The organism is Gordonia terrae (assembly GCF_001698225.1).
Taxonomy (GTDB): Bacteria; Actinomycetota; Actinomycetes; order Mycobacteriales; family Mycobacteriaceae; genus Gordonia; species Gordonia terrae.
In genome coordinates this window covers 2,869,719-2,895,844 of sequence record NZ_CP016594.1, presented here as the reverse complement: position 1 = coordinate 2,895,844, position 26,126 = coordinate 2,869,719, and the positions used below count along the sequence as shown (strand labels likewise).

The following is a 26,126-nucleotide window of genomic DNA, read 5'->3' as shown; positions in this document are numbered from 1 at the left end:
GAGCATTACGTGAGGGTTGAACCTGCCAACGCAGTCGTTTCGAGTTGGCGGTCTATGTGAACGCCGCGATGGCGGAGCTGCCAGGCGCCCCCGAGTCCAACGCAGGCGACGAGTTCCATGTCCTGTGGGCCGTCGGCCGAGCTCTCAACATGCTAAACCAGCGCAACAACCTGACGCTGATCGTCATGGAAGGCCTGTCCCCCATTGACGAAGTGACGTCGTCGAAGCACCTGCTACTCGGCGCAGACCTCACTGAATACCATGGAGGAAATACATTCGATTCGGCTGACTCCGTAATCGTCAGTCAACTAAAACACAGCCATCGTAAGCCAAATCAGACATGGACTGCCAGTCGTCTAGCTCAAAAGGGATCACGTGGGCAGGATGGCGTGATCGCACGGTTGTCAGATTTGTTTCGCCATTTCAGATCCATAGCTGAGCGAGAGCAGGTTCTCAGCAAGCTAAGCATCCGACTTGTCAGTAATCAGCCAATTAGTTCAAGCCTGGAGACGCTGCTCGCAAAGGTCAGCGCAACCCTCGATCAGTCACCGGCACGACCACGCATGACAACTCTCCAACGTGGACTTTCAAAAAAGGAGATAGCAGATCTAGAAAAGATTAAGGCCGCAACCAGGCTAAATACCTCCGAATTCGGCGACTTTCTCCGCGTCCTATCACTAGACGAACTTGGCGCAGATCCACGATGGATGCAATGGGATCAGATCGTAGCGACTATCGGAAAGCATGTGCTCATCGGCCCAAGCGTTGGCGCTCGGGCCCTATACGACCTAGTCAGGCGGCAAGCACTCCCAGAGGCGGACCCCCTCCGATTAACCCCTGAGCAGATCCTTGCCGAGCTAGGCGCGTCGCGCCATTCGTCGCTGTTCCCACTTCCGCCCCGCCTGAAGATGCCACAGCTCGTCATCCCAACACCAGACGCAGATCGAATAACCACTGCAATCCTCTCCGGCATCCAGCATGTGGTTGCCCACGGCGATGCGGGTGTAGGGAAAACGACAACAGTGGCACTTCTCGAGAATTCACTTCCGACAGGATCGGCAGTTATCTCGTACGACTGCTTCGGAAACGGCGAGTATCTCAGCCCTACCGAGTCACGACATCTTGCGCGACCAGCACTAACTCAAATCATTAACGAAATTGCTTTCCGGTACGGCACCCCAATCCTCATACCCGGAAATGAAGACGAATTTTCCATTTGGCAACACCTACGGGATATCCTCGCGGCAGCTAGTACGGGCCTAGAAGCCCACGATGGACACTTAGTCATCGCTATCGACGCAGCCGACAATGCAGCAATTGCCGGGCGCCATCGCGGCCATTCCGTCTTCTTGCAAGATCTATGGCTTGTACCTCTGCCCCCTAAAGTGCACATTGTGGCAACATGCCGCACTCACCGCCGAACAAGTATTTCTGCACCGGAAAGTGCACGCGAAATAGAGCTCTCAGGATTCGATTTAGACGCCTCCGCAATCCACTTGAGAACACGTTTCCCATCCGCCACAGATACTCAGTGCCGGCGCTTCCATGAGCGCACCACTGGAAACGCACGAAGTCAATTTTATGTCCTGGACAGCGATCGTCCCGACGCTCCAACAACAGTTGGTGACGCAATCACAAGGTCCGATATCACACCGCAACAGATATTCGATGATCTCCTTAGCGCAGCAACAATGGAATCCCAGGATCCAGCTACCTCTGAGCTACTGCTTGCAAACTTAATCTCCCTGAGTAGGCCCGCATCAATAGAAACACTCGCGGGCGCGTCAGGCCTTGAGATCTCAGACGCAGAATCCTTCTGCCATGGGCTCATCCCCGGCGTTGTGGTTGAGGGTCACACCGTTTCATTCAGAGACGAAGACTTTGAAGCGCACCTCCGAGACAAGGTCTCGAGTGAAGCGTGCACGGCTGCACACGCGAGGCTTGCCAGCTACTTCATGAGTCGCCGAACTTCCGATACTCTTGCAGCGATTTCCTGCGCTGAACATCTATACCTAGCAGGCAGGCCGAATGATCTGATCCGTCTAGCAGTCGACGAGGGGCAACCGGAAATTGTCCTCGACCCCGTCGCACGGCTCCAATCCTATTTTCGTCGCCTAGAACTTGGAATGAAGGTAGCAAACCAACCGCACCAACGGATCGATGTCGTTAAGCTGACCATTCTGGCTGCGAGCGCATCTACCTCTAATAACGCGGTGACGACAATCGTCCGGAAGCGACCTGACCTTGCAATTACGTATGGCGATGCCACAGCAGTTGCAAGAATATACGAAGGTAGTCATTCTGATCCTTGGCGCGGATCACTTCATATGCGTCTTGCCTCTCTTCGGGCACGTGCCGGAGACGCTGAGGGCGCCATCGAGGAACTACGTCTCTCCGATGCGTGGATTCATCGCTGGTCAAGACTTGATCAACATGAACGTCACGATTGGGTCCTGGGAGCTGAAGATGTCGCCGCAGGCGCCGAGGCGATCTTCATCCTGTATGGAGCCGAAGCTGCCTCCGACGAGATTCGCCGGTGGCAGCCGTTCGACTTCGCAATGGAGTGCGCAACGAAGCTCGTTGAATCGCTTAGTTCAATCGTGCCGGCATACGATCTAACGTGCATAATCTCGGAATTAGCGATCCCCGCGCCGACCAAGGCTCAGCTGCTCGCGGCCCTGTTTGTCCGAGGTGCCGTCGGAGCCACGGAGTCCATCAGGCTAGTCGCCGAAGCCTCACTTACTAATCCGGCGGACCCAGAACGGCGCCACGAACCATGGGTCGCCAGCTTTGCTGAACTCATCGCTTCCAGCACTAGGGATACAAATCTACTATTGCGATGGATTGCGGTCTACTCCCCGATTTTCCCATCACACGCCCCGAACGAATGGACGGGTCTTGATGATTGGGGACCAGTCGTTCGGGTGCGATGCCTCACCGCAGTTGCCGAATCACGGTCAATCGATGTATCAGAATTTGTGCCACCACGTATGCGCGACAACGAGGACGATAGTCCACGGGATCGAGAGGAGAAGGACGAGCAGCGCCGGAGACTCCAAACAGTCGTCAGTGTTTCTCTAGACGTACTGCTCGCGCGAGCTACAGTGTGGCTTCTAGACGTACCTATCAGTGACGCTTCGAAACCTGTACTCGAACGCATCGCGACACTGCGGTCAAGGCCCCTACACAACGACTCGCCTGACACCACGAAACAGTGGGCAGTGCATGCTGTCGATGTACTCGCTGGTGCCATCGGTGACGCGACAGAGACAGCCACAAAACTGATGGACGAAATATGGGCTCGAGATGCTGGATTAGGCATGCACCTATCGCCGGCGCTCGCCGGCCGACTAATTATCCATGAAAAGTACCGGTCCACCGCACTAAGTTGGCTCGATCGAGCAGCCCAGGCCACAGCTAGTTCCGTGGAACCCGCAACTGCACGCGCAGACCGACTGCTTGATCTTGCAGACATAGCCGACGAACACGCACCCGACATGGCAGCCGGTTATTACCGCGCCGCAGTGCAAGCGGCAGAGGGTCTCGACGACGAGGGCGCTGGCGTTCTCCGTTTCCATGCAGCTGTAAGCCAAGGTTCATACGACCTATCCGACTCACGCACTCCTGGGATCGCGGAGCGCCTGGCGCGGGCACTTGAGCGGTTCCAGCCGTTTGTCAGTGATCCCGAGCGTTTGCCGTGGCGCGAAACTGCACATGCCGTCGCTCAACTTCACCCGCCTGCTGGCCTCGCACTGCTCTCTCGTTGGGAGCAGCAAGATCTACTCCCATTGTGGGTAAGTCTACCTTCCGTACTCTCGACCGTAGCAAATACCTTCATCTCGCCGCAGAAAGTACTACCGCTTCTCCTACTGTCAGGGGAGGATCATTTTCCCCTGTTGATCGCGCTCGATATTGTCGATTCGATTCGAATTGGCCATAACCGCCGTATGCTCGCGTCTGCATTGCGTTGGCTCGTGTCGTATATCTGCCGTGATATCGCACCCGGTGATCGAGTTGACGCTGCGCCTGCGGTCGTCGAATGGGCGAAAAAGCACGGACTTCAAGACACGGAACCGATTCAGCGACTGGTCGTCCTAGTTGACTACTCGAAGGACTTCCCGCACGAGCACCAGGTACCTCATCACCATAGCGATGACAGCAATAGCGCAAAGGTCCGTGCAGTCGTCGACAAGGCGTCCGCTTGCCCTATCGGCGATCTCAAATCTGCAATGGACGAACTCGGCGAAGCATGGGCACGAGGGAACGACATTGAGAGCTTCCTCACTAATATGGCTGCGTCGATTGTTCCCGCCGACCGTACCCGATTGCTGCGTGCAATTTCTGATATCCCTGCGGGCCACCGAATTTGGAGATTCCATACGAGATCCCTCTTCGCAACTATTCATACGCTGCTGAATCAGTGGAATTTGATGCCTGCTGTAAACTCGTGGGCCACGGACGAGCTTCCTTTTCTCATACGCGCACATGTGCAAGACATCGTGGCCTATGAGCAGACCGCTGATATGACCCTCCCGATAATTGCATCTATGCCAGGCCTTTCAGACGCTACGGGAATTATTATCGAAGGTATTGGACCCCTTCTCTCAGAACTCAGCGCGACACAGCTGTACTCCATCGCTCAGGGGGTTGCAATAACCTTACCCACTGATGATCGTCTGAACGTCTTGGACTGGTCCCTCGCGCAGCTCGAAGAAGCCCCCGTTCGCACACCATCTATTTCCCTTGACCCGATCGATGTTCTTTCGAGATTTCTATACTCGTTGTTTGGGCATCCCGACAAGCACGTTCGCTGGCGCGCGGCGCACTCTGCCCGTCAGATCCTTTCTGACGATCCGACGGACCTACCGCAACTCTGGAGTAGATTCAAGGAACAATCGGCAGGTCCCTTCGGCCCGGATACAGGAACGTTCTTCGCCCTTTCAGCCCAGTCCTGGCTGCTCATGTTGATCGATCGAATGGCAGCCGATAGGCCGTCTACCGTGGAGTCACTGACGCGGGAGCTGGCAGAAATAGCTCTGGATCAGAGTTTTCCACACGCTGCACATCGTGAACTTGCTCGGCGCGCCGCACTATCCGTATTCGAGTTCTTAGGCCCTGGAGACCAGTCCACTTCATTAATTGAAGACCTAAACCTGGCAAACAAGCCGCAATCGTCACGCCTAGAAAGGCGAATAGGTGGTCGAGGTGGTGCATTTGACAACCGCGATAATAGGCGGTTTCGATTCAACAGCCTCGATACTGTTCCCTACTGGTTTGGTCCTCTAGCGAATCAATTCGGAATCAGCTGCGATAATGTATGCGATCGAGCTGAGCGGTGGATCGTCGACAATCTCCTGTTCACAGATGAGTCAGTTTCGACTGAACCCGCACTATTGACTCAGCGGTATCGCTACACCGAGTTTCGCAATGATCATGGGGAGTTACCCCAAGTTGAAGATCTTCAAACGTATCTGGAGTACCACGCAATGATGCTTGTCGCTGGCGAGCTCGTGGATCTAGGCACCTCGGTGGTTGTCCCGACTTGGGACGACCCGGACGATCCCTGGGAAGTATGGATCTCTGATCACGTCCCTAGCCCTACCGGTTGGATGATAGAGAAGCGCGCACCGGCCCCAGTTACGCCCGCGTCATTCGGGGTTGTGCCTTCAATCGATCGTTGGCGCGACCGCAATCCCTCAGACTTCGACCATGAGCTCGGTCTCGACACATCGACGGCGGCCATCGTAGTTGATAGCTACTGTGAAGTATTCGCATCTAAACGACATGGAAGTACATGGGTTGCAAGCGCACTCGTATCACCCAGCAACGCAGCTGCTCTACTTGTGGCATTACAGATATGTTCGGACCCTACCGACTTCCGTCTCCCTCCAGAAGATTTCGCCTGGAGCAACCAATTCGAAGTCAACGATGGACAGTTCCAGCTAAGGGGCTGGGTTCAGGAAAAACAGCGACACAATCTTGGGCCGGAGAAGCATGATCCGCTACGACGAATCGACGACACATTCTCCAGACCAGGAACCCTCTTTACCGAAACTCTCAATCTCAAATCCCTCAACATGGGTCGAGATCTAGTCAACACGGATGGAAATCTCAGCGCATGGAACTCCCAGTGGAGCGATCTCCCGACTTCTACTAGCAATTCAGGTCATACAACGACAACGCAAGGACGCCAGACCTGGGTTCGTCTGGACGAATTGTTGACGTTCATGGAGCAGATCGGGATGGATGTCATATTTGAGGTGCGCATAGCGCGACAGTTTGATGGAAGAATCAGCACCAATGATGGGGGCGACGGAAACTATGAGCCAGGAGAAAGCCGAATCTACCTCCTTCGCCGAGGCGGAAAACTCGAGACCTTGGACGGAAGTCGCGAACTTGGGGAGAATTATCGTTAAGCAGCTCGACTTGGAAACGACTACCGATACACTGAGCCGCTGGATGGCTTGCCGCGTCGCCGAGCTCATCTCTGTGGCTGAAATGGACGCAGCGGCCAGGGGCGAGGCGACCGATCTCATTCTGCGACTGTGGGAACGGCGGTCGTCATGGCCGCACGGATGGCCAACGGAGTCAATCGCACGAGCCCTACACTGGTTCGACAAGCCCGGCCGCAGCGTCGCGAATGTCGATGGTGCCCTGTCACCCTGGCCCCACAAACTTGCGGAAATTCAAACCCTTCTTAAGTCGGAGTTCGAATTGTGGATGATGATTGCGGTCAACTCGGAGAATATCCTCCCTGACAGCGGGAATGAAGAACTCGGTGCACTCGAACTGCTTGACGGATATTTGAACGATGACGAAGCGGAGTATTCGCGCCTGTTGCGTTCCCTTCGCATAGAGCAGAAATCAACACGCACATCCAAATTCGCAGGTCTCAACCCGAAGGAATTGGCGAATCAAGTTCGAGAAGAGATCGAGGATCTCAGCACCCGCCGCAAGGCCGCGTTCGAAGCCGCTTACGCAACTCTCTACCCTGATGAAGAGGTGGAGGGGTAGGGCGTCCACAAATGAAAGACGCATGGGCGGCCAGGCAGTGACTGCGGCGGACTTCCGCTCCTGTGCGGAGTCCCCCGAAGCGTTGCCACTCGCTTTGGCATGATCTCAACCTGACACGCTCGCTGCTGTGTCAACGCAATGACTGGAGACACATCGTGGGCGCGCTTCTACCAACGCTACAGGCTAACCACCTGCACGAGGGCCTCACCGACTACCTCGCAACCACGTTCGCCCTCACCGACCCCGACGCGCAGGGCGCCTTGTCGGACTTCGTCGGCCACCCAGACACCGGCATGTTCAAGGGTCCCTACGTCCGCCTGCGACTTCCCTTCGCGCCGGCGGGCGGGAACTGGGGTATGCACCTGGACTGGTGGCCAACAGGATTCACCCCCTACGGCCATCAGGCCGCCGCATTCGAGCGGCTGTCCACCAAGTTCCACAAGCGCCCCCAGCCGACGCTCGTCACCACCGGCACCGGTTCCGGGAAGACCGAGGCCTTCCTCTACCCGATCCTCGACCACGTCCTACGCGCCAAGGCGGCCGGCGTCACCGGGATGAAGGCACTCATCCTCTACCCGATGAACGCGCTTGCCAATGACCAGGCCGAACGCCTAGCCCACCTCATCGCCGCGCACCCCGAACTGTCCGGTGTCTCCGCCGGCCTCTACACCGGCGAGCAGTCCACCGGCGGGCGCACCAAGGTCACTGACGAGGGGCTCATCACCGACCGCTCCCTCATGCATTCCGCTCCCCCGGACATCCTGCTCACCAACTACAAGATGCTCGACCACCTGCTGCTGCACCCCGACCGCGCCGACATCTGGCGTCTCTCCGCCGACTCGCTGAAGTACGCCGTCCTCGACGAGTTCCACACCTACGACGGCGCGCAAGGCACCGACGTCGCGATGCTGCTTCGCCGCCTCGGCCTCACCGTCAAAGCGCACTGGACCGACACGTCCCCCGTCACCGACGAGGACCGCGCCCGTCCCCTCGGCCGCATCACCCCCGTCGCCACCTCCGCCACCCTCGGCTCCAAGGCCGAACCCACCGCCATGCTCGACTTCGCGCACACCGTCTTCGGTGAGCAGTTCGACGCCGATGCCGTCATCGGCGAAACCCGCCTCACCGCCGCCGCTTGGCTCGCCGACCGCGACACCGGTCTCGACCGGCTGTACCGCCCCATCGCCCCGGCCATCGTCGACGCGGCCGGGCGCCTCGACGAGTTCGCCGGCGGCTCACCCACCAACGCTGCCCTCACCTCCGCCGTGCTCGCCGAACTGTTCGAGCGGGCGGAGGTGTTCGAGCGCACCGAACTATTCGCGGCCGCCGACGACCTCGACACCGATCGTCGCCTCACCCCCACCGACCTCCGCTCCCTCACACCCGTCGAGCAACTGCACCTGCTCAAGGCGCACCCGATACTGGCTCGGCTCCTCGACCGCGCCGTCGACGCGATCTCCCTCGCCGACCTCGCCGATGCCCTGTTCGACGTCCCCGCCACCGAACGCGACACCCGCCGGGTCCGGGCCGCGCAGCAACGCTTCCTCGACTACCTGTTCGCCGCGCTGTCCCACCTACGCGCCGAGACCGGCCGCGATGCGTTGAACGTCGATGTGCACCTGTGGATTCGGGAACTCTCCCGCATCGACCGTGCTGTCGCCTCCAACACCACCTACCGCTGGTCCGACGACGGCGTCCACGAGGACGGCGACGTCATGCATCTGCCCGCGGTGTTCTGCCGGCACTGCGGCCGCTCCGGGTGGGGTGCCCGCCTCGCCCCCACCGGCCACACCCTCGACGTCACCGACGACTCCATCCGCGCCGACCACGCCGCCGGCGCCTCCCGCTTCCGCGCCCTCCTGTCCGCGCCCGCCGAGGCATTGCTCGCCGCCACCCGACCCGACGAGGAGATCGAGGGGCTGCGCTGGTTCCGCATCGACGACCGCGAGATCTCCGACACCCCACCCGACCCCGACAGCACCGACGAGCTCGAAGGCAAGGTCCTCCCCGTCCTCACCCTCACCGGTGACAACGTCGAGGAGAACTCCAAGAACGACATGTGCCCCGCCTGCGGTGCCGCCGACGGCATCCGCTTCCTCGGCAGCGCCGTCGCCACCCAGCTCTCGGTGACCCTGTCGAACCTGTTCGGCGACGCCCGACTCGACGCCGACGAGAAGAAGGCGTTGATGTTCACCGACAGCGTGCAGGACGCCGCGCACCGCGCCGGCTTCGTGCAGGCCCGCTCCCACACCCTCAGCCTGCGCTCCACGCTCCGCAGCGCAATCGGCGACGGGGCGCTCACGCTGCCGGAGCTGTGCGAGGCCGTCATCACCCGAGCGGGTGACGACCCGGCCCGCCGCTACCACCTCCTCGCCCCCGACATCGTCGACCACGACGAGTTCACCCCGTTCTGGAAGCCCGATGCGACCGCCGCCTCCCGCAAGAAGGCGGCAGCGAAGGTGTTTCGCCGCCTCGAGTTCGACATCGACCTGGAGTTCGGGCTGCAGTCCCGGCTCGGCCGCACCCTCGAACTCACCGGCAGCGCCGTCGCCGAAGTGGACCTCGGCGGCAGCGAGCGACCCGTCCGGCTCGGCCGCGCCGCCCTCAACGCCACCGAACACCAGCTCACGCTCACCCCACCGGACGCCGCGGCGATCATCCGCTGGGTCCGCGGCACCGTCGAACGCGTCCGCACCCGCGGCGCCATCCACCACCCGTGGCTGCGCAAGTACGTCGAGAAGGACGCCAACCGCCGCTGGGTGTGGGGTGCCCGCCCCAAGGGTGAGGGCATGCCCGCCTTCCCGAAGGGCCGACCCGCACCCGCGTTCCCAGCCGTCGGATCACGGTCCGTCCCCGAGGGATTCGACGCGATCACCGCCGCCTCGTCCTGGTACGCGCGGTGGGCGTCACAGTGCCTGGGAGTGTCGCCGTTCGACGGCAGCTTCCTCGCCCGCTCCCTCTTCTCCGTCCTCGCCGAGCAGCGGGTACTGACGGCCGTCCTCACCGAAGCCGGCCTCACCGCCTACGGGCTGTCCCCCGCATCCGTGATCGTCTCCGCTCCCGCCGACGACGACCTCGCCGCCGGCCGGCACCTGCTGGTGTGCAGCGTCTGCCAGACCCCGACGCCCGGCAGCGTCACCGTCGTCGACGAACTCGACGGCGCGCCCTGCCTGCTCGTCCGCTGCCTCGGCACCCTCGCCCGCGCACCGAAGGCGCAGAACTTCTACCGCCGGCTGTACGACACCGCCGAAATGAAACGCGTCGTCGCCCGCGAACACACGTCCCTGCTGCCCACCGCGACGCGGCTCGGCTACGAGACCGCGTTCAAACGCGGCGGCGCCGACCCGCAGGCCCCCAACGTCCTCGTCGCCACCCCCACGCTGGAGATGGGCATCGACATCGGCGACCTGTCCACCGTGATGCTCGGGTCGCTGCCGCGCACCGTCTCGTCGTACTTGCAGCGGGTCGGCCGCGCCGGACGTCTCACCGGCAACTCTTTGGTCCTAGCTTTCGTCCGCGGTCGCGGTGAACACCTGCCCAAGCTGTACGACCCCACCTCGGTGATCCAGGGCGACGTACGGCCGCCCGCAACGTTCCTCACCGCTGAGGAGATCTTGCAACGCCAGTACATCGCGCACGTGATTGACCGGCTCGCGCGCGACCCCAATACCCTCGCTCCCCGAGGCGCCCGCGCCGTGCTCGTCAGCTTCGATCCCGGTAGCTGGATGGCTGACCTGCTCGCTGCAGTGAGCACCGATGCAGATGCACTTGTCGACGGTTTTCTGGCTCAGTTCAATGATGTCCTCGACGACGAGGCTCGAGGTTCTCTGCGTGCATGGGCCACACCCGGGCCTGATGGCTCGCCTTTCGAACTCGTCGATGATCTCCAAGAGGCTGTACATCGCTGGAATCGCGATCTCACCGAACTCACCGCCCGCCGCGCAGCCGTCGAAGCTGAGATGCCAGAGTTCGAGCGCCGGGCATCGTCGCCTGCCGCCACGGACGACGACTTGCGAGATCTGCGAACTGCGAAGGGATCACTGCGACTGCTAGGCGGCCAAATTCACGACCTCACCGACGATTACTGGATCAGCGTCCTCGAACGCTACGGCGTTCTCCCCAACTACACGCTGCTCGATGATTCGGTCACCCTCGATGTGGGAGTCACTTGGATTGATCCCGACACCAATCAGTACATGGGCGAGGCCACGAGCTACCAGCGCGGCTCCCGCGTGGCGCTGACAGAACTGGCTCCCGGCGCCACTTTCTACGCGCAGGGCCTGGCGGCCCGGATCGATGCCGTCGATCTCGGCGCCGGCGAATCCAACATCCACACCTGGCGCCTATGCCCGCAGTGCGGTTGGGCGGGAATAACTCTCGCCGGTGAGGAACCACCGTCGGTGACGGCGTGCCCGCGTTGCGAGACCTCAGCCATCGCCGACGTAAGCCAGCAGCTACAGGTTGTTGAGATGGCTCGCGTCTCCGCGGAAGTGCGCCGCGACGAAGCCTCGATCAATGATTCGCGCGATGAGCGGCACAAGGAGTCGTTCACCGTCGTCACCGCTGCGGACATCGACCAGGTCAATGTCGATCGCGCGTGGTTCGTCGGCGAACTCGAGTTCGGTGCCGAGTACCTGCGCCGCATAGATGTTCGCTGGCTCAATATGGGCCGCCGAACCTCTCAGGGGGGTACCCGAACGATCGCCGGACAGGAAACTACAACCGGACTGTTTCGCGTGTGCTCGTCGTGCGGACAGCTCGACCGTGCCGCTGGGCGCAATAGCCGCTACGAGCACCGCAGTTGGTGTCGTTACCGAAACGCGGCAACCGAACATGTTCGAGAGATCGCCCTGGCCCGCACGCTGCGCACACAGGGTGTTTTACTTCATCTGCCACAGGCGCTGGAGTATGACCCATTCGCCCACCCCAGCCTCAGCGCCGCGATTCTTTTGGGACTACGCCAGGTCATCGGAGGTTCGCCCGAGCACCTTGATGTGGCCACGATCCCCGATGCCCTCCACGCACCTAGCCAACGCGCCTTACTGATTCACGACACCGTCCCGGGCGGCACCGGTTACCTGGCCGAATTTGCGGACCCCGCGAAAGTCTGGGCAGTGCTGGACGCTGCGCGAACAGTCGTCCGTCACTGCGACTGCGCGGAGCATGATCGGTTGGCCTGCCACAAGTGCCTCTTGCCGTTCGCTCCGCCGCATGACCTCGACAAGGTGTCTCGGAAGACCGCAGTGCGCATCCTCGACGATCTCCTCGCCGTGGACGGCGACGCAGAACCTAATCGGGAGACATGGATTGCGGACGTGACCGAGTCGGCACCATCGAGGCCAATCGGCAGCGAGGAGTCGCCACTTGAGAAGGAGTTCTACGTCGCCTTCATCGAACGTCTACGCGCAATGGGTGCGACCGTCAAAGAAACACCTGGTACCTACGGACCTTCTGCAACGATCGTGCTCCCTGGGAGGAAGATTCGCACCTGGAAGCTCACCCCGCAGGTTCATATGGTCAAGTCCAAGCCCGACTTCGAGCTTGCTACAACCGATCCCGAGATTCCCCGAATCGCTATATTCGCCGACGGCCGCCGGTTTCACGCCATGTCAGGCTGCAATCGTGTAGCCGACGACGCCGCCAAGCGAGCCGTCCTACGCGACAGCGGTCATCTTGTCTGGTCGTTCGGACATGAAGACCTCCAGCGCTTTAAGGACAAGTCAGCGCCAGTACCGTCGTGGTTCACCGAGCAGGCCGCGTCGAAAATCATGGCCGCCGGCAACCTCCGGCCCGCCGTCGTCAAACTGCTGTCCGCCGACCCAATCACGACCCTCCTGTCGTTCCTCACGGACCCTGATCTCGACGCCTGGGAGCAGGTGAGCAGGTGGGTACCGATGATGTTCGTCGGCGGCGGCACACGAGCTAAGGGAGACGGTGATTCCGTCGGTGCCCGAGCTCTCGACCTCCTGGACGGCAAGACTCCGCACTTTGGCGACGGCCTCGATATGTGCTGGTCATACATCGACGGACCACTGGTCGCTGCGGCTACGATGCGGCCCAGCACTCGCACCACGAACGCCGTCCTAGCGCTCGACGACCGAGACGATCGGCTCGAGGTCCTCGACGGGCATGCTTGGAAAGAATGGCTCCGGCTATCCAACTGGCTGGGCCTGAGCCGAAACCATCGGATCACCACGAGAAGCCTGCTGAGCCAGAACGACGCGGCGCCTACCTCGGCACCCACCTCGACTGACTTGACTCACGACTGGCGTGTTCTCTTCGACGCCACCGTGTCCGATGCGGAGAAACAGCTGGTGCTAGCCCTGGCAGCGGCGAACGTCCCAGTGCCGGAGCTTGGCTACGAGACTGCCGACGGGAACGTGGTGGACTTTGCATGGGCCGACCGCGGCATCGGCGTTTTGCTCGATCCCGACGATGAGACGACTCATACGATGTCGGATGCGGGGTGGACGATGTTCCCGCCGGATGCTGAAACGATCGCTACCGCGATAAGGAATGGGGTGTCGTAGATGGCGAACTTGGTCATAGCGTCGAACACGAAGGCGATGAAGAAGCTCGACAAGACCATCAAGGATAAGGTCTGGGCCTTCATCGAGAAGCTCTCAGCGGATCACACCGCCCCTGGCCTTCACATCGAACCCCTCAACGGAGCCATCGACCCTCGGGTGCGCACCGGACGAGTCGATCTCAACTTTCGGGCGATCCTATTTAAAGTTGACGACAAGCTTGGCGACGACCCCACATTCATCTACATGGGGACGTGGCCACACGATGACGCAAACAAGCTGGCTGAGCGATCGCAGCTTCGAGTCAACCCCATCAACGGAGTCCTAGAAGGGATCATCGGGGAACTCGACGGCGAGGACGATCGTAAGAAGCGCACGGTTGTTCCGGACCCGAAAGGCGAGCTTGACCGCGCTGTGCGAGCGGAGGCGAAGCCTTACCTCGCTGAGCGGTTCAGTCTCTCGGATCTCACCGAACGACTTGGTCTGGATTCCGAGCTGGCGGAACGGGCCCTCGCTGCGTCGAGCGAAGACGTCCTGGTGGATATCGCGGCCAACGCGGTCGGGTGGCAGGGCAGCGCCCTCCTCGACTTGGCAACTGGTCTACATATCGACACCATTCGCGAGAAGCACGGCTTCACCGAGACCGATGTTGATAGCGACCTTGATGAGGACCAGAAGATCCTCAAAGCGCTCGAACAACCGGCCTCCAAGATGCAGTTCACGTTCGTCGAGGATGACGAGGAGCTCCGCCGGATCATCGAAGGTGGCGACTTTGCGGCGTGGCGCACCTTCTTGCACCCCGAACAGCGGAAGTACGTCGCGAAAGACTTCAGCGGGCCGTTTCGCTTGTCAGGCGGTGCAGGCACGGGGAAGACCGTCGTGGCGATTCATCGCGCACGACATCTTGCGAACCTCAACCCGGACGCGCGTATTGTCCTGACGACCTACAACAGAACTCTCGCTGCGGACCTCAAAGCCGCACTCAAGACGCTTGACCCCAAAGTCGTTCTCGCCGAACGACTTGGCGAGCGCGGCGTCTACGTGAGCGGTATCGACGCGCTCGGAAACTCGGTCCTCAGTCACGCCGGTGACATCGCGGGCGCTGCTGAACGCGTCCTCGGCTACCGAGGTGCAGAGTTGACACACAACCGGACGAACTCCGACAAGGTCTGGCGCGATGTGGTGCAGTCCGTCAGTAGCGGGCTAGATACCAAACTCGCGACACCCGGCTTCCTCGAAAACGAGTACGTGTCGGTCGTTCTGGCGAATCGGACGACAACACTCGAACAGTACGCGAAGGTTCCTCGCCCTGGACGCGGCGTGAGGCTGAGCCGGCCACAGCGTATCGCCGTGTGGAAGTTGGTCGAAGCATTCCGCCGTCAGGAGCGAGTCGATGGCAGCCTCAGCTTCCCGGAGGTCCTCTCCGTGGCTGCCGAGCACCTTCGACTCCGCGCCGAGTCGGAGCACGGTTTCGTCGCTGACCATGTGCTTGTAGACGAGGCCCAGGATCTCCATGCGGCCCACTGGGCTCTCTTGCGAGCATTAGTCGCGGAAGGTCGCAATGACCTCTTCATCGCCGAGGACTCGCACCAGCGGATCTACGGCCAACCGGTCGTCCTGTCAAAGTTCGGAATCAAGATCGTTGGCCGGGCGCGGCGACTGACACTGAACTATCGCACGACGGCCCAGAACCTGCACTTCGCGGTCAGCATCCTGTCAGGGGCCGAGTACAAGGATCTCGAACAGGGCGAGGAGTCGACAGATGAGTACAGGTCCGCACGGTTGGGGCCCAATCCGCGCCTCGTCGAATGTAGTTCTGCTGGAGACGAACTCGACAGGGTTGCCGAACTTGTACAGGCGTGGATCGACGAGGGCGTAGACAAATCCACGATTGCCGTGCTGACACGAGGGCAGAACGACCGGAGTCAGTTTGTACGCGCACTTGGCGAACGAGGAGTTGAGGCGCGCGCGCTGGACAGCAACCCCGCGTCCTCTGGGTACGTGCAGGTGCTGACGATGCACCGATCGAAGGGCATGGAATTTTCACGGGTGGTCCTCGCCGGCGTCGACGCCGGGCACGTGCCGTCGGCGGCGACACTCCGTTCGGTTCCAGAAGAAGAGAAGGCAGAGGCGTTGCTGCGCGAGCGGTCGCTTCTGTACGTCGCAGCGTCGAGAGCGCGGGATGAGCTTGTGGTGACCTGGAGCGGGACGCGGTCGGAGTTGCTCGCCGCAAACGCCGTATAGGGAGCTCCGAGCAGCTACGAACAAGAACGAAGGATGCGAATGGCACTCATCAGATCGCTGGAGCGTGGGAAGGGCGGCGGTCGGCCGCCACAGTCGGAAGTCGACGGAACGTACGTCGTCGTGGACGACCCCGATCGAGGAAAGATTCTCAAGATCACGACATACGGGTCTGACATGCGGAAATCGGGGCCTAAGCCGAGCCAGGTTATCGAACTGGACGCAGAGACGGCACAGAAGCTGGTGGAGATCATTCGCCGCGACCTCATATGACCGCGGATAGCCGGTAGTGCCTATGACAATCCATACTTGATGCTCATCTGCATGTTGGGGTCAGCACTTGTGCGAGCGAGTCCGTCACAGAGTTGCAGCCCTAACCTGCGCTAGCACCTATCATTTCCGGCATGGTTCGCTCTCTGCCAGAGAAGACGTTCGAGCACTGGTCAAGCATGTACATCAGCCATCGATTCCCGATGGGGGGTCTTTGGTGGCCGACCTCCGGCGAGGACATCCATGTCGAAGATCTAGGGACACTTCCTGGCAAAGCAGTCCTACTTGAGACGAAAGTGCCAGAGCTTCAGGCCGACGAAACTCATAGGACGATTATCGACGTCGGCCAGTTGCGAAGGTACTGCGCATCAGGTCTCCCGGTGTACTACGTGTTCCCTCGGCCGCCCTGGCGCGGGGACCTTCTGACCTCCGGTTGGCTGGGTCCCGAGCGACGGGCCGACCTGGCGTACGTGCGGTCCGAAGGCCGCTGGTTCGGCAATTGGACATACGTGTGTCTCGCCCGTGACCTCTTGGACCATTTGTCTCCTGGAGTCATGCAAAAGACAGCTACGCTCACGTCACCCGTAGCCCTTCAACATTGGGCCTGGAGATCTTTCTGGAAGAAGATGGCGGGCTGTGGATCCCCCGATATGCCCAGCATCTTCATCCTCCCGCCTGACGGACCAGGACCGCGCGGAGAGGCAACCCGCATTCAGCTGCGCGATGCTCTAGCAGCAGTGCGACGCCAGGAAGTTGGACCTGATTTGCCTACGCTTCCGTCAGACGAGATATCGAGTCTTTCAGATCGCGGCCGTCCGCGAAAACCTGGTATCCCGGCTCAACGACTACGCGAACTGCGGCGGCTCGACAAGCGGTTTTTCATTCCGTCCTTGGCGCTCCAAGAAGGACGCGAGAACTATACGGAGGTCGCGACCGAACAGCTAGATGGATTTCTGCGCGGACTTTCCGAACGCACAGCGACAGACGGTGCAGACGAACCGCAGCTCGAAGCACTGCTATCTGTGTGCGCGCTGTCCTTCAACTACGTCGGTTAGATACCCGCCCGCGGATGCTGCCCTGCCGGCAACGGACACGGCGACCACCCCGTGTTTCGCGAGATGCGACGACTACTACAACGACTACGCAAGACTGATTGCAAGCTCACACCGGCAACTGACTGCCAGACCGCCTCAACTCCGAGAACGCCTTGATCCCCGTCGATGTAGCGGTAGCAACCGGCCGCAACTCAGGTCCCGCCTCCGTCTTCGACACCATCACGACGTTGTCGACGTAAGGCTGGATCGTGCTGGTGTTCTGCACCGTGGCGACGATGATCAGCTGGAACCCGAACTTGCGGAACGCCGAGAGCGCTTGCTGGGCGAACTGCGGGTCGGACTTGGAGAACGCCTCGTCGAGCATCAACTGGGCGAAGATCGGCCGGTTGTCGTTGCCGTGGGGGCTGGCGAGGTTGAAGCTCAGCGCGCCGGCGAGGCAGAAGGCCATCAGCTTCTCCTGCTCGCCACCGGAGTTGTCCCCGGCGTTGGAGTAGGTGCGGATGGTCTCCCCCGACTCGGCGTCGTGCTCCTCGCAGTAGAAGTCGAAGCGGTTGCGCACATCGAGGGCGTCGCGCGTCCACTGGCGGTCCTCCGGGGTGTTGCCGGCGAGGCGTTCGCGCAGCAGCAGGATGTCGGAGTACTGCTCGAGGATGGCCTGCTCATCGCCGAAGCTGACCGCGGTCGCACGATTGGAGATCTGTCGGGCTTTCTCGGTCAGTTCTTCGACCGCGGCGAGCTTCTTGCGCCCTGGACGCAGACGCAGGCGGGTGCCGCGGTTGAAGGCCACCGCACCGAGACCGGTGTTGACGCGCTCGATCTGCTCGACGATGCGTCGTTCCTCGGCGTCGGCGGCCATGTGCAGACCCAGGATCGCGCCCGGCGCCTGCTCGGTGATGAGACGGCGCATCCGCTCGTAGGCGGCGGGCAGCTCGCGCTCGTCGATGCGGCGGCAGACGGCGACGTAGTCGTGGAGACGTTCGTCGAAGTCGTCGCTGTCATTGGGAATGGCGTCGGGGAACTCCTCGTCGTAGGTGTCGAGGATGCGGGCCAGCTCGTCGCGGGAGCGTCGGGCATCCGACCGCATTCGGTCGCGCTCGCGGCTCGCGGCCTTGACGATCTCCTGGCGGTACGGCTCTGGGTTGAGCACGTCGAGGGTCGCCGAAAGGTCTTCACGGAAGCCGTCGAGGGTCTTCTCCGCCTGTGCAGGAACGTCTTCGGGCTTCAACCGGTCGATGAGGTCGAGGAGCTGGGTGCGGCGGGAGTCCTGCCGGGCGATCTTGTCCTTGACCAGCGCGGCCTGCGAAATCGCGTTGCGCACCTGCTCCCACAGGTCTTCGGCCTTGCGCTGCAATGCCTCGACGTCGGGGTTCTCCTCGATCAGCAGGTCGTACTGATCGGTGAGCTGGTCGACCCGGTCATCCACGGAGTCGACATCGATCTCGTTCCATTGCGTGAACTGCTCGCACACACGGCGATACGCGTCGCGGCGTCGTTCCTTGGCGCTGCGCTCCCGGTCGAGCTCCGCGCAATCCTGGCGGGCATCCTCGAATGCCCGCTCCTCGTACTCGAGTTCGTCGCGCAGCGCCGCGATCTTCGACGCGACGTCGCCGACGAAGATGTACTGCGACCGGCGCAGCTGATGGCGGTCGTCTTTCACTGCGAGCTTCGCCGAATCCTTGCGCAGGCCATGTTCGGTGACGGCCTTGGCGTATTGGGAGAACTCGCCGGGACTGTCCACGCACATGTGGTTGCCCAGCTTCGACAGGACCGTCATCGCCTCGGCTGCACACGGGTGCGACGCATCGACGGGACGGAGCTTCGACGCCAGAGTGCCCGGCTCGACGACGGGCATGGAGCGGGTCTCAGCCTGGTGCAGCTGGATCCGGCCGCGCATGTCGTGCGAGTTCACGAAGCGCAGGGCGGCACGGAAGTGCTTGTCTGGCACCAGCAGGCGCAGGCCGACGTTCCGCAGGACCTTCTCGACGGCCAATCGCCAGCGCTCTTCGTCGGGGTCGAGTTCAACGAGTTCGGCGACGTAGCGCAGCTCGGACTCGTCGATCTGCAGCGCGTGTGCGATGACCCGGCGCATCTCGTGTTCGGTGCGCGGTAGCGCGGAGCCGGCGTTCTCGACGCGGCCGAGTTCTTCCTGGGCGGCGTCGCGGCGAGTGCGCGCGGCGACCTCACTGGCTAGCGCCTCGGCATAGTGCGCGCGTCCGGCGTCGAGCTGGCCGTCGATCTTCGCGGCCTCCTCGGTGAGTTCCTCGCGGAGCAGCCAGAAGCCCTCGGCCCGGGTGGGCGGGGTGAAGCCGAGCGCGGAGACCTTGTCCTCATAGGCGTTGCGTCTTGCGGTGACCTCGGTACTGAGTTTCTGTGCGCCGCCGAGCTGTTCGCGCAACGGGGCGAGGTCGCCGGTGGAGGTCGCGATCCGGGACAGCAGCAGGCTGTGGTCCTGGCGGAGCTGGTCGTGCTGGGTGGTCAAGGCGGCGAGATCGCCGTCGAGGCGGGTGATCTGGTCGTCGAGGTCGGCGACCTCGGGCTGCGCGTTGTGGATCCGCAGGTTGTTGACGTAACTGCGGATGGTGGTGTTGTCGATGGTGTCGAGGACGGAGAAGGTGGCCGCCTCCCCCGCGTACCGCTCGTGCACCTCCTCGATGTTGCCGAGGATGGTGCGCTTGCGGCGCGCGACGTCGAGCAGTTCGCGCGCTTCGACGAGCGGGTCGATCTGGTCGAGGGCGTCGGCGATCCCGACGATGCTGGTCGGGGCGTCGAGCATGAACTCCCGCACGAACTGCGCGAGACCGCCGACGCTTTTGAGCGACTTGGCCTTTCCGAGCAGCTGCTGCGCGGCGTCGGAGCCACGGATGCCGATGAGCGAGTACAGCGTCGAGAGGTACTTCCCCTCGCCGGGTCCGCCGCGCCAGCCGCGGTCGCGGAACTTCGCCGAGTTGTAGTTGCTGGCGGCCCACTCGTTGCAAACCTCGACGATGTCGGCGTCGCCGTCGTAGATGAAGTACGAGCTGTGCGCGTCGGTCATCTTGCCGGCGGCAAGCCATTTCAGCACCAGGCCGGTGATGGCCTCGCCGGAGCTGGAGGTGTAGGTGACCGAGATGGCCGCCCACGCCGGGCCGGTGCCGCGCAGGTACATGATCTCGCGGTGGGCGTTGGTGCCGTCGCGCCGTTCACCCCATGCGCCGCGCACGTACTTGCCGACCGTGCGCTTGCCGCTGGAGGATCCGGCCGCCGTCGCATCACCCGAGGCGTTGAAGTTGCGTCGATGATCTGGCAGGAACGCCAGCGAGATGGCGTCGAGCAACGACGACTTACCGCTACCCGACGACCCGGTGATCAGAGAACCGTTGGGACTGAACGGGATCGAGTGATACCCGTCGAACACGCCCCAGTTGATCAGCTGCAACCGGGACAGGTGGTACTGGTCGACCTGCCCGCTCACCAGTCGTCTCCTTCGTCGTTCTCGCCGTAGGCGTTGTCTCCGTCGAGGTCGGCTGCGTCGTCGTCGCGGTCCGCAGGTTCGTCGGCGAGGTCCTCCGGGGGCACTTCCCCGGTGTCACCGGACCCGATGAACTGCTCGAATTGCCGTTGCAGATCGGTGATCACCGATGCCGTCATCACCGCGGAGATCACCGGGCTGACGACGAAGGTGTCGGCGTCGTCGCGCTGCTTGCGCAGGAACTCGAGCTCCTCCATCTTGTCGAGGGCGCGTTCGATGCGCTTGTCGAAGAGCGCGAGGTCGCGGTCGATGGTGTTGGTGACGCCGGCGAAGAGCTCGTGGATCTCTTCGCGGGTGATCAGCACCGGCTCGTCGCGAGCGGCGCGCACGTACTTGGCCAGGTGCAACGCCAGGATGGCGTCGTAGGTATGAATCGTCTCGCGCTTGAGGATCTTTCGGCCCCAGCGGGAGTCGTAGCCCGCCTGCTCGACGAAGGCGACCTGCAGTTCGTCGACGATGCGGAGCCGGAGGTCGAGTTCGGAGAGGCGGCCGCGCAGCACGTCCTGGTATTCGGCGACCCACGACCACAGCTGTGGCTGCCGGTCACCGCTGATGTAGCGGCGGGTCAACAGGTTCTGCAGTGCCCAGCACGCGCGGTCGGGCAGCTCGCTGACGTCGCCGTCGAAGCGCGGGGCGTTCGGCGTGTGGGTCGCCGCGCGGTTCGCGACGGTGGGTAGGTCGTCGAAGCCGGCGAATTCGTCGGGGGTGGGGGCGCCCTTCGTGGCTCGCTTCGCTCGCACCTCAGGGGACAGAGGGTCGTCCGCTCGCACCTCAGGGAGCGGAGATTGGGCGTCGTCCGCTCGCACCTCAGGGTCGCCCTTCGTGGCTCGCTGCGCTCGCACCTCAGGGGGCAGAGGGTCGTCCGCTCGCACCTCAGGGAGCGAGGAGTCAGCGTCCAACTCAGGGGGCAAAGATGTCATTCGGCGTCGACCTCCGCAGTCGGAATCGGTTCGGTGAAGGTCAGGTCGGGCACTTCGATGGCGTGGTCGTCGCCGATGAGGGACCGGAAGCGGACGGTGGTCATCGGTACCTTCTCCCCTGCCGCTTGCTGTTTCGAGGCCCACGACCACAGGACGATGACGTGTGCGAGGTACGGCTCCTCGAGTCCTTCGATCACGTCGGCGAGGGCGACCGGTCCGGTGGCGACCGCGGCATTCACCGTGTCCGTGAGTTCGGTGGTGTCGACCTGACCCGACAGCGAGGCGAACGAGGTGAGGTCGGCGTCGACGGCAGCCGGGAGCGCGGGTGCGGGCGGGACGTGTTCGCGGATCTCGAAGGCGAGTCGGCCGATCGAGTTCACCGTCGGCGCGGCCAGGGGTAGCTCGTAGCCGATGCGACGATCGGCGAGTGACGTTTTGAGCAGTTCGTTGGCGGTGGCCAGGGCGTCGTTGAGCTGACGGGCGAGTCCGCGGCTCTGCTCGAGCGTCCCGGACGCGACGAAGCGTCGGATACGGCGTGCACACCGCTGTCGAGTGCGGCCGACCTCCGCCATCTGCTGGGTCACCAGACCGAAGAAGTTGTCCATCACCGACCGCAGGCCCGCGTCCATGCCCGGGAAGCTGTCGATGATGGTCTCGATGTCGGACTTCAGGCGGGCACGACGCTCCGGATCCTGGATCAGGTGGGAGAACGCCTGGTACGACGCGGACTGCGGCGAGTCGAGGAGCGCCTCGTAGTCGTCGAAGAGCTGGCGCTGGCGGTCGCGGTAGGCGAGGTCGGAGTCGCCGGGGTCGTCGAGCAGCGCGGTGGTGATGCGGTCGAGCATCGTGCCGTACTGGCCGATGTCGGAGATGATCTGCTCCATCTGGTAGCCGATGGTGCGGGCGGCGTCCTCGGCGACGCGCAGGTCGACCGGGGGGCGTCGGCCGGCGTCGAGGTCGGCGAGTTCGGCGTCGAGGTCGGACATCTGCGCCTCGATCTCCGAGCGGATCTGGTCGGGATCGTTGCTGACCTGACCGGCGACGCGTCGGAGCTCGGCGGCGATGCCGGTGATGGATCCGCCGGTGGCGATCGAATCCTCGCGACGCTGACGCCGCATGAAGTCCAGGACCGACCGCGCCTCGCTGGTGAGATGGCACAGGTTGGGGGCGTGCGGGTCGGTGGTGTCGGTGACGCGGTGCAGCCAGCCCTGCCGGGCCCAGAGTTTGACCAGTTCGAGGCCGGTGGCCTGATCGGTGAGGTCGAGGTCGGCGAGGTCGCGGTCCAGGCGCACCGTCAGCTCGGTCTCGGACAGTTTGGCGCCGTAGTCGAGGTGCCGTTCCATCAAGGTGACGTAGAGGGCCGAGTTGGTGGCCGCGAAGAGTCGTCCCACCGCCGACTTCTGGATCGAGCGGTTCGATTCCCACGCGTCGGTCAGCGTGACCTGCGCGGACTCGGAACCGCTCGACGTGCCGGGGGCCTCGACCGGAGCCGGGAAGGCTGAGAACTCCATCGCCGCCTCACGGGGATCTCGGGGACTAGAGGACCCGGGTAGTCTGCCACGCCTGGCGGCTGCCGCCCCACCCGGTGGGTCGCGTGTCCAGCCGGGCATCGACACTCTCGTTACCCTGAGCGGCATGGTGATGGCTGATCGTCCGGAGGTCCAGACCGCGTCGGCGCCGGTGACCGCGCTGACTGTTGTCGGACTCGCGCAGAGCATGGTCAACGGCCTCGCACGGGTGCCGTTCCGCAAGCCGTGGTCGGGCCCGTCCGGGCTGCTCGACAATCTCGGCCAGTCGGTCACCCGGCAAACCATCCGCGCGTTCATGGGCTACTCGATGGGACTGCCGATCGAGGAGTTCCGGTCGATGGAGAAGATCCTCGACGACGTGTGCCGCGTCGTGATGCCGCCCTTCGTCGAGCTGACCGACGGCGTCGAACTCACCGACGACGTCGTCGGCGGCGTGCCCGGGCTGTGGTGTCGTGCCAAGGCCAGCTCGGACGCCTATGTCGACGACTGCGACGACAAGCAAGAGATCGGCGCCACGATCCTGTACCTCCACGGCGGCGGGTACATCGGCACCTCGCCGATGATGTATTCGGCGTTCGCGTCATCGCTCGTGCGGATCTCCGGCCACGAGGTGTTCATCGCCGACTACCGGATGGCCCCCGAATTCCCCTTCCCCGCAGGCGTTCACGACGCCGCTGACGTCTATCGCGGACTCCTGGGACGCGGCGTCGACCCCGACCACATCATCGTCGCCGGCGACTCCGGTGGTGGTGGGCTCGCGGCGTCGCTGGTGGCCTACCTTCGGGACCACGACCTGCCGCGTCCGGGCGCACTCGCGCTGTTCTCGCCGGAGATCGACCTCGACCTCGACCACCCGTCCATCACCGACAACGCGCCCTACGACATCCTCCCGTGGAGCATCCCGGTCACGCCGTACCTGCACGGTGTCCAGCCGAACGATGCGCGGGTGTCGCCGATCAACGGTGAACCCGATCCGTCGTGGTTCCCGCCGACGTTCGTGTGCTGGGGCGGCAGCGAGATGTTCCGCGACGGCATACGCGACTTCGCGGCACGGCTCGAAACATCGGAAGTGCCCACGCACGCCATCGAAGAACCCGGCATGTTCCACGTCTTCCCCATCCTCATGCCGTGGGCCGAGGCGTCGAAACGTGTGTTCCGGGCGCTGTCGGAATTGGCCGACGGGCACGTGGCCGCCGATCCGGAGGCTGCGCAGACGCACTGAGGGGTGGGTTGCGGGCGCCCTTCGTGGCTCGTCGCTTGCGCTCCTCGCACCTCAGGGAGCAGTCAATACGCTCACCCGAGGACGAAGGCGAGCAGGAAACCACCGGCGGTTGCCAGGCCGACCCACCACCCGCCTTCGCGGTAGGCCTCCGGCATCAGTGAATTGGCGAGAACACCGAGCGTCGCGCCGCCGGCGAACGCCTGGACGACGCTGATCGCGGTCGACGGGATGGCATCCGCCATCGCGTAACCGCCCACCGTGACGGCAACCAGGACGACGGCGGTGAACGTCCACATCGCGAGCGCCGAGCGGCCCGAGGCGTCGTGCTCGCGGCGCATCAACGACGCGCCGCTCACCGCTTCCGGGACGTTGCCGACCGCGATCGCCACCACCAGCACGAGCGAGCCTCCCGCGGTCAGCGAGACGCCGAGCGCGGTGTTCTCCGGCACACCGTCAAGGAAGACACCGATCATCAGTGCGGGACCGATCGCCGACGACCCGAGCTTGGTCTCGACGAGACGGTCGGCGACGACGTAGACCGCGGTCCCGGAAAAGAGCGCGACCGCCGCAACACCCGTACCGGCTTGGGTGAAGGCGGGTTCGAAGAGTTCGGTCGACACCGCCGCGATCATCGTGCCTGCGCCGAACGCCATCAGCGTCGCCAGGATCGGATTCGGCAGGTTCCAGCGCAGACCGATCGCAGCGCCGACCGCGATGGGTATGGCAGTCGCGAGCCCGTAGAGAACTGCAGTGAGCATGACGTCAAGGTTGCTCCGCGTCGCGGTCGATGGCGAGCGCGGCGCGCAGGAGGTTGTGGTGGTGGCTTGCGGGCGCCCTTCGTGGCTCGTCGCTTTCGCTCCTCGCACCTCAGGGAGCACATGGTGGTTCCTCACACCTCATGGAGCAAGAAGCGATGAAGGATCTGCAATCCAAGAGGTCACAGAATTGCGGATACCTCGATGGACCGTGCTGCGGGGCGAGGGATACACTGGGTCTCGTCCGACGAACCGGTCAGACCCCCGACCCGACCGGTTCGTCGGATATTTTCTTGCCCGGCCCGTCCCGCGCGTGTCGGTCGACCGACCAGGGTCGTGTTACGCGAATCCGCGGTTTCTTTATTCCGCTGGAAACCATTCGGTAATCGATGGCGAGTGAACTGAGTGTCGTAGCAAGCAATCGCTACTCGATGAGACCGGATCTCCGGTCGAACCACTCAGGGCAATGATGCCCGATCCCCCCTCGCACGTCGAGCCGCCAGGCGGCCCGACCATCAGACACTGTCTCGTCTCGCCATCCCAGGAGTTCTTGTGCCTTCTTTCGACGAAACCATCACCGAGAACATCGCCGCGTCGCTGGCGGAGATCCCGCACCCCTCACTTCCCAAGGGCTCCAACATCTACGGCGGCACCAAGATCTTCCCGGACTACCAGGCCGAGAACGGTGAGTCGTACTTCACGCTCGTGCACGGCATCGCCCACGAGTCGTCGGTGTCGTTCGTCGCCGTTCTGCAGGCTACTCGCGCGCTCCGCAAGGGCTTCGAATCGGCCATGTACTTCTACGGACCCGGTGCCATCAATTGCCTTGCCACACGGGGATTCCCGACGACCGGCGACTCCGGATTCCCGGGCGAGCAGAACATCAACAACTCGCTCGAGACCTTCATCTCCGAAGGCGGCACCGTGTTCTGCTGCCGCTTCGGCCTCGCGCTGCACGGCGGACGTGAAGAGGACCTGATCGAAGGCGTCATCCCGGCACACCCGCTCGACGTCCAGGACGCACTCATCCACTACGCACGCAAGGGCGCGATCATCAACTCGACCTACATGGTCTGACGGTACCA

The 26,126-nt window shown here is 62.8% G+C and carries 11 protein-coding genes; 7 read left to right on the top strand and 4 right to left on the bottom strand.

The features are described 5' to 3' along the window. Positions 1–44: 44 nt before the first annotated feature. The 5 genes from BCM27_RS25775 to BCM27_RS13025 all read left to right on the top strand — a co-directional run bounded on the left by BCM27_RS25775 (position 45) and on the right by BCM27_RS13025 (position 16,055). Entirely contained in the window at positions 45–6,416 is a 6,372-nt protein-coding gene (locus tag BCM27_RS25775; protein WP_004019792.1) for a P-loop NTPase family protein, read from the top strand. A gap of 43 nt (positions 6,417–6,459) precedes the next feature. Further along, positions 6,460–7,014, top strand: coding sequence for a hypothetical protein (locus BCM27_RS13040; protein ID WP_004019793.1), 555 nt, complete (start codon positions 6,460–6,462; stop codon positions 7,012–7,014). 155 nt (positions 7,015–7,169) lie between these two features. Beyond that, on the top strand, positions 7,170–13,544 hold the full coding sequence (locus tag BCM27_RS13035) for a DEAD/DEAH box helicase (protein ID WP_033205529.1): 6,375 nt from the start codon (positions 7,170–7,172) through the stop codon (positions 13,542–13,544). Beyond that, positions 13,545–15,785 (top strand): 3'-5' exonuclease, encoded by a 2,241-nt coding sequence (locus BCM27_RS13030; RefSeq protein ID WP_004019796.1) that lies wholly within the window; start codon positions 13,545–13,547, stop codon positions 15,783–15,785. 39 nt (positions 15,786–15,824) lie between these two features. Beyond that, positions 15,825–16,055 (top strand): hypothetical protein, encoded by a 231-nt coding sequence (locus BCM27_RS13025; RefSeq protein ID WP_033205572.1) that lies wholly within the window; start codon positions 15,825–15,827, stop codon positions 16,053–16,055. A 1,158-nt stretch (positions 16,056–17,213) separates the two neighbouring features. Here BCM27_RS13025 and BCM27_RS13020 read toward each other — a convergent pair. From BCM27_RS13020 to BCM27_RS13010, 3 genes are read right to left on the bottom strand one after another with little or no spacing between them, the layout of a single operon-like run. Beyond that, the gene (locus BCM27_RS13020; protein WP_004019799.1) at positions 17,214–20,558 is read right to left on the bottom strand and encodes an ATP-binding protein; all 3,345 of its coding nucleotides are present in this window, start codon (positions 20,556–20,558) and stop codon (positions 17,214–17,216) included. Then, on the bottom strand, positions 20,555–21,535 hold the full coding sequence (locus BCM27_RS13015) for a DUF4194 domain-containing protein (protein WP_004019800.1): 981 nt from the start codon (positions 21,533–21,535) through the stop codon (positions 20,555–20,557). Before BCM27_RS13015 ends, BCM27_RS13020 begins: the two co-directional genes overlap by 4 nt. Continuing rightward, positions 21,532–23,046 carry a DUF3375 domain-containing protein gene (locus tag BCM27_RS13010; protein ID WP_004019801.1) on the bottom strand — a complete coding sequence of 505 codons (1,515 nt, stop codon included), beginning with the start codon at positions 23,044–23,046 and terminating at the stop codon, positions 21,532–21,534. The genes BCM27_RS13015 and BCM27_RS13010 overlap by 4 nt, the downstream gene beginning before the upstream one ends. A gap of 124 nt (positions 23,047–23,170) precedes the next feature. On the opposite strand from BCM27_RS13010, the gene BCM27_RS13005 reads away from it, so the two are divergent. Then, positions 23,171–24,286, top strand: coding sequence for an alpha/beta hydrolase (locus tag BCM27_RS13005; RefSeq protein ID WP_004019802.1), 1,116 nt, complete (start codon positions 23,171–23,173; stop codon positions 24,284–24,286). 71 nt (positions 24,287–24,357) lie between these two features. Here BCM27_RS13005 and BCM27_RS13000 read toward each other — a convergent pair whose 3' ends face one another. Next, positions 24,358–25,044, bottom strand: a complete 687-nt coding sequence (locus BCM27_RS13000) for a ZIP family metal transporter (RefSeq protein WP_004019803.1) — start codon at positions 25,042–25,044, stop codon at positions 24,358–24,360. 549 nt (positions 25,045–25,593) lie between these two features. Between BCM27_RS13000 and BCM27_RS12995 the strand changes: the two genes are divergently transcribed. Then, on the top strand, positions 25,594–26,118 hold the full coding sequence (locus BCM27_RS12995) for an MSMEG_0572/Sll0783 family nitrogen starvation response protein (protein WP_004019804.1): 525 nt from the start codon (positions 25,594–25,596) through the stop codon (positions 26,116–26,118). The last annotated feature ends 8 nt before the right edge of the window (positions 26,119–26,126 follow it).

Coding starts and splice junctions, on each gene's coding strand:
- BCM27_RS13040 (WP_004019793.1), top strand. CDS start 6,460: ATGGCTTGCCGCGTCGCCGAGCTCATCTCTGTGGCTGAAATGGACGCA.
- BCM27_RS13030 (WP_004019796.1), top strand. CDS start 13,545: ATGGCGAACTTGGTCATAGCGTCGAACACGAAGGCGATGAAGAAGCTC.
- BCM27_RS13025 (WP_033205572.1), top strand. CDS start 15,825: ATGGCACTCATCAGATCGCTGGAGCGTGGGAAGGGCGGCGGTCGGCCG.
- BCM27_RS13000 (WP_004019803.1), bottom strand. CDS start 25,044: ATGCTCACTGCAGTTCTCTACGGGCTCGCGACTGCCATACCCATCGCG.
- BCM27_RS13010 (WP_004019801.1), bottom strand. CDS start 23,046: ATGGAGTTCTCAGCCTTCCCGGCTCCGGTCGAGGCCCCCGGCACGTCG.
- BCM27_RS13005 (WP_004019802.1), top strand. CDS start 23,171: ATGGTGATGGCTGATCGTCCGGAGGTCCAGACCGCGTCGGCGCCGGTG.
- BCM27_RS13015 (WP_004019800.1), bottom strand. CDS start 21,535: ATGACATCTTTGCCCCCTGAGTTGGACGCTGACTCCTCGCTCCCTGAG.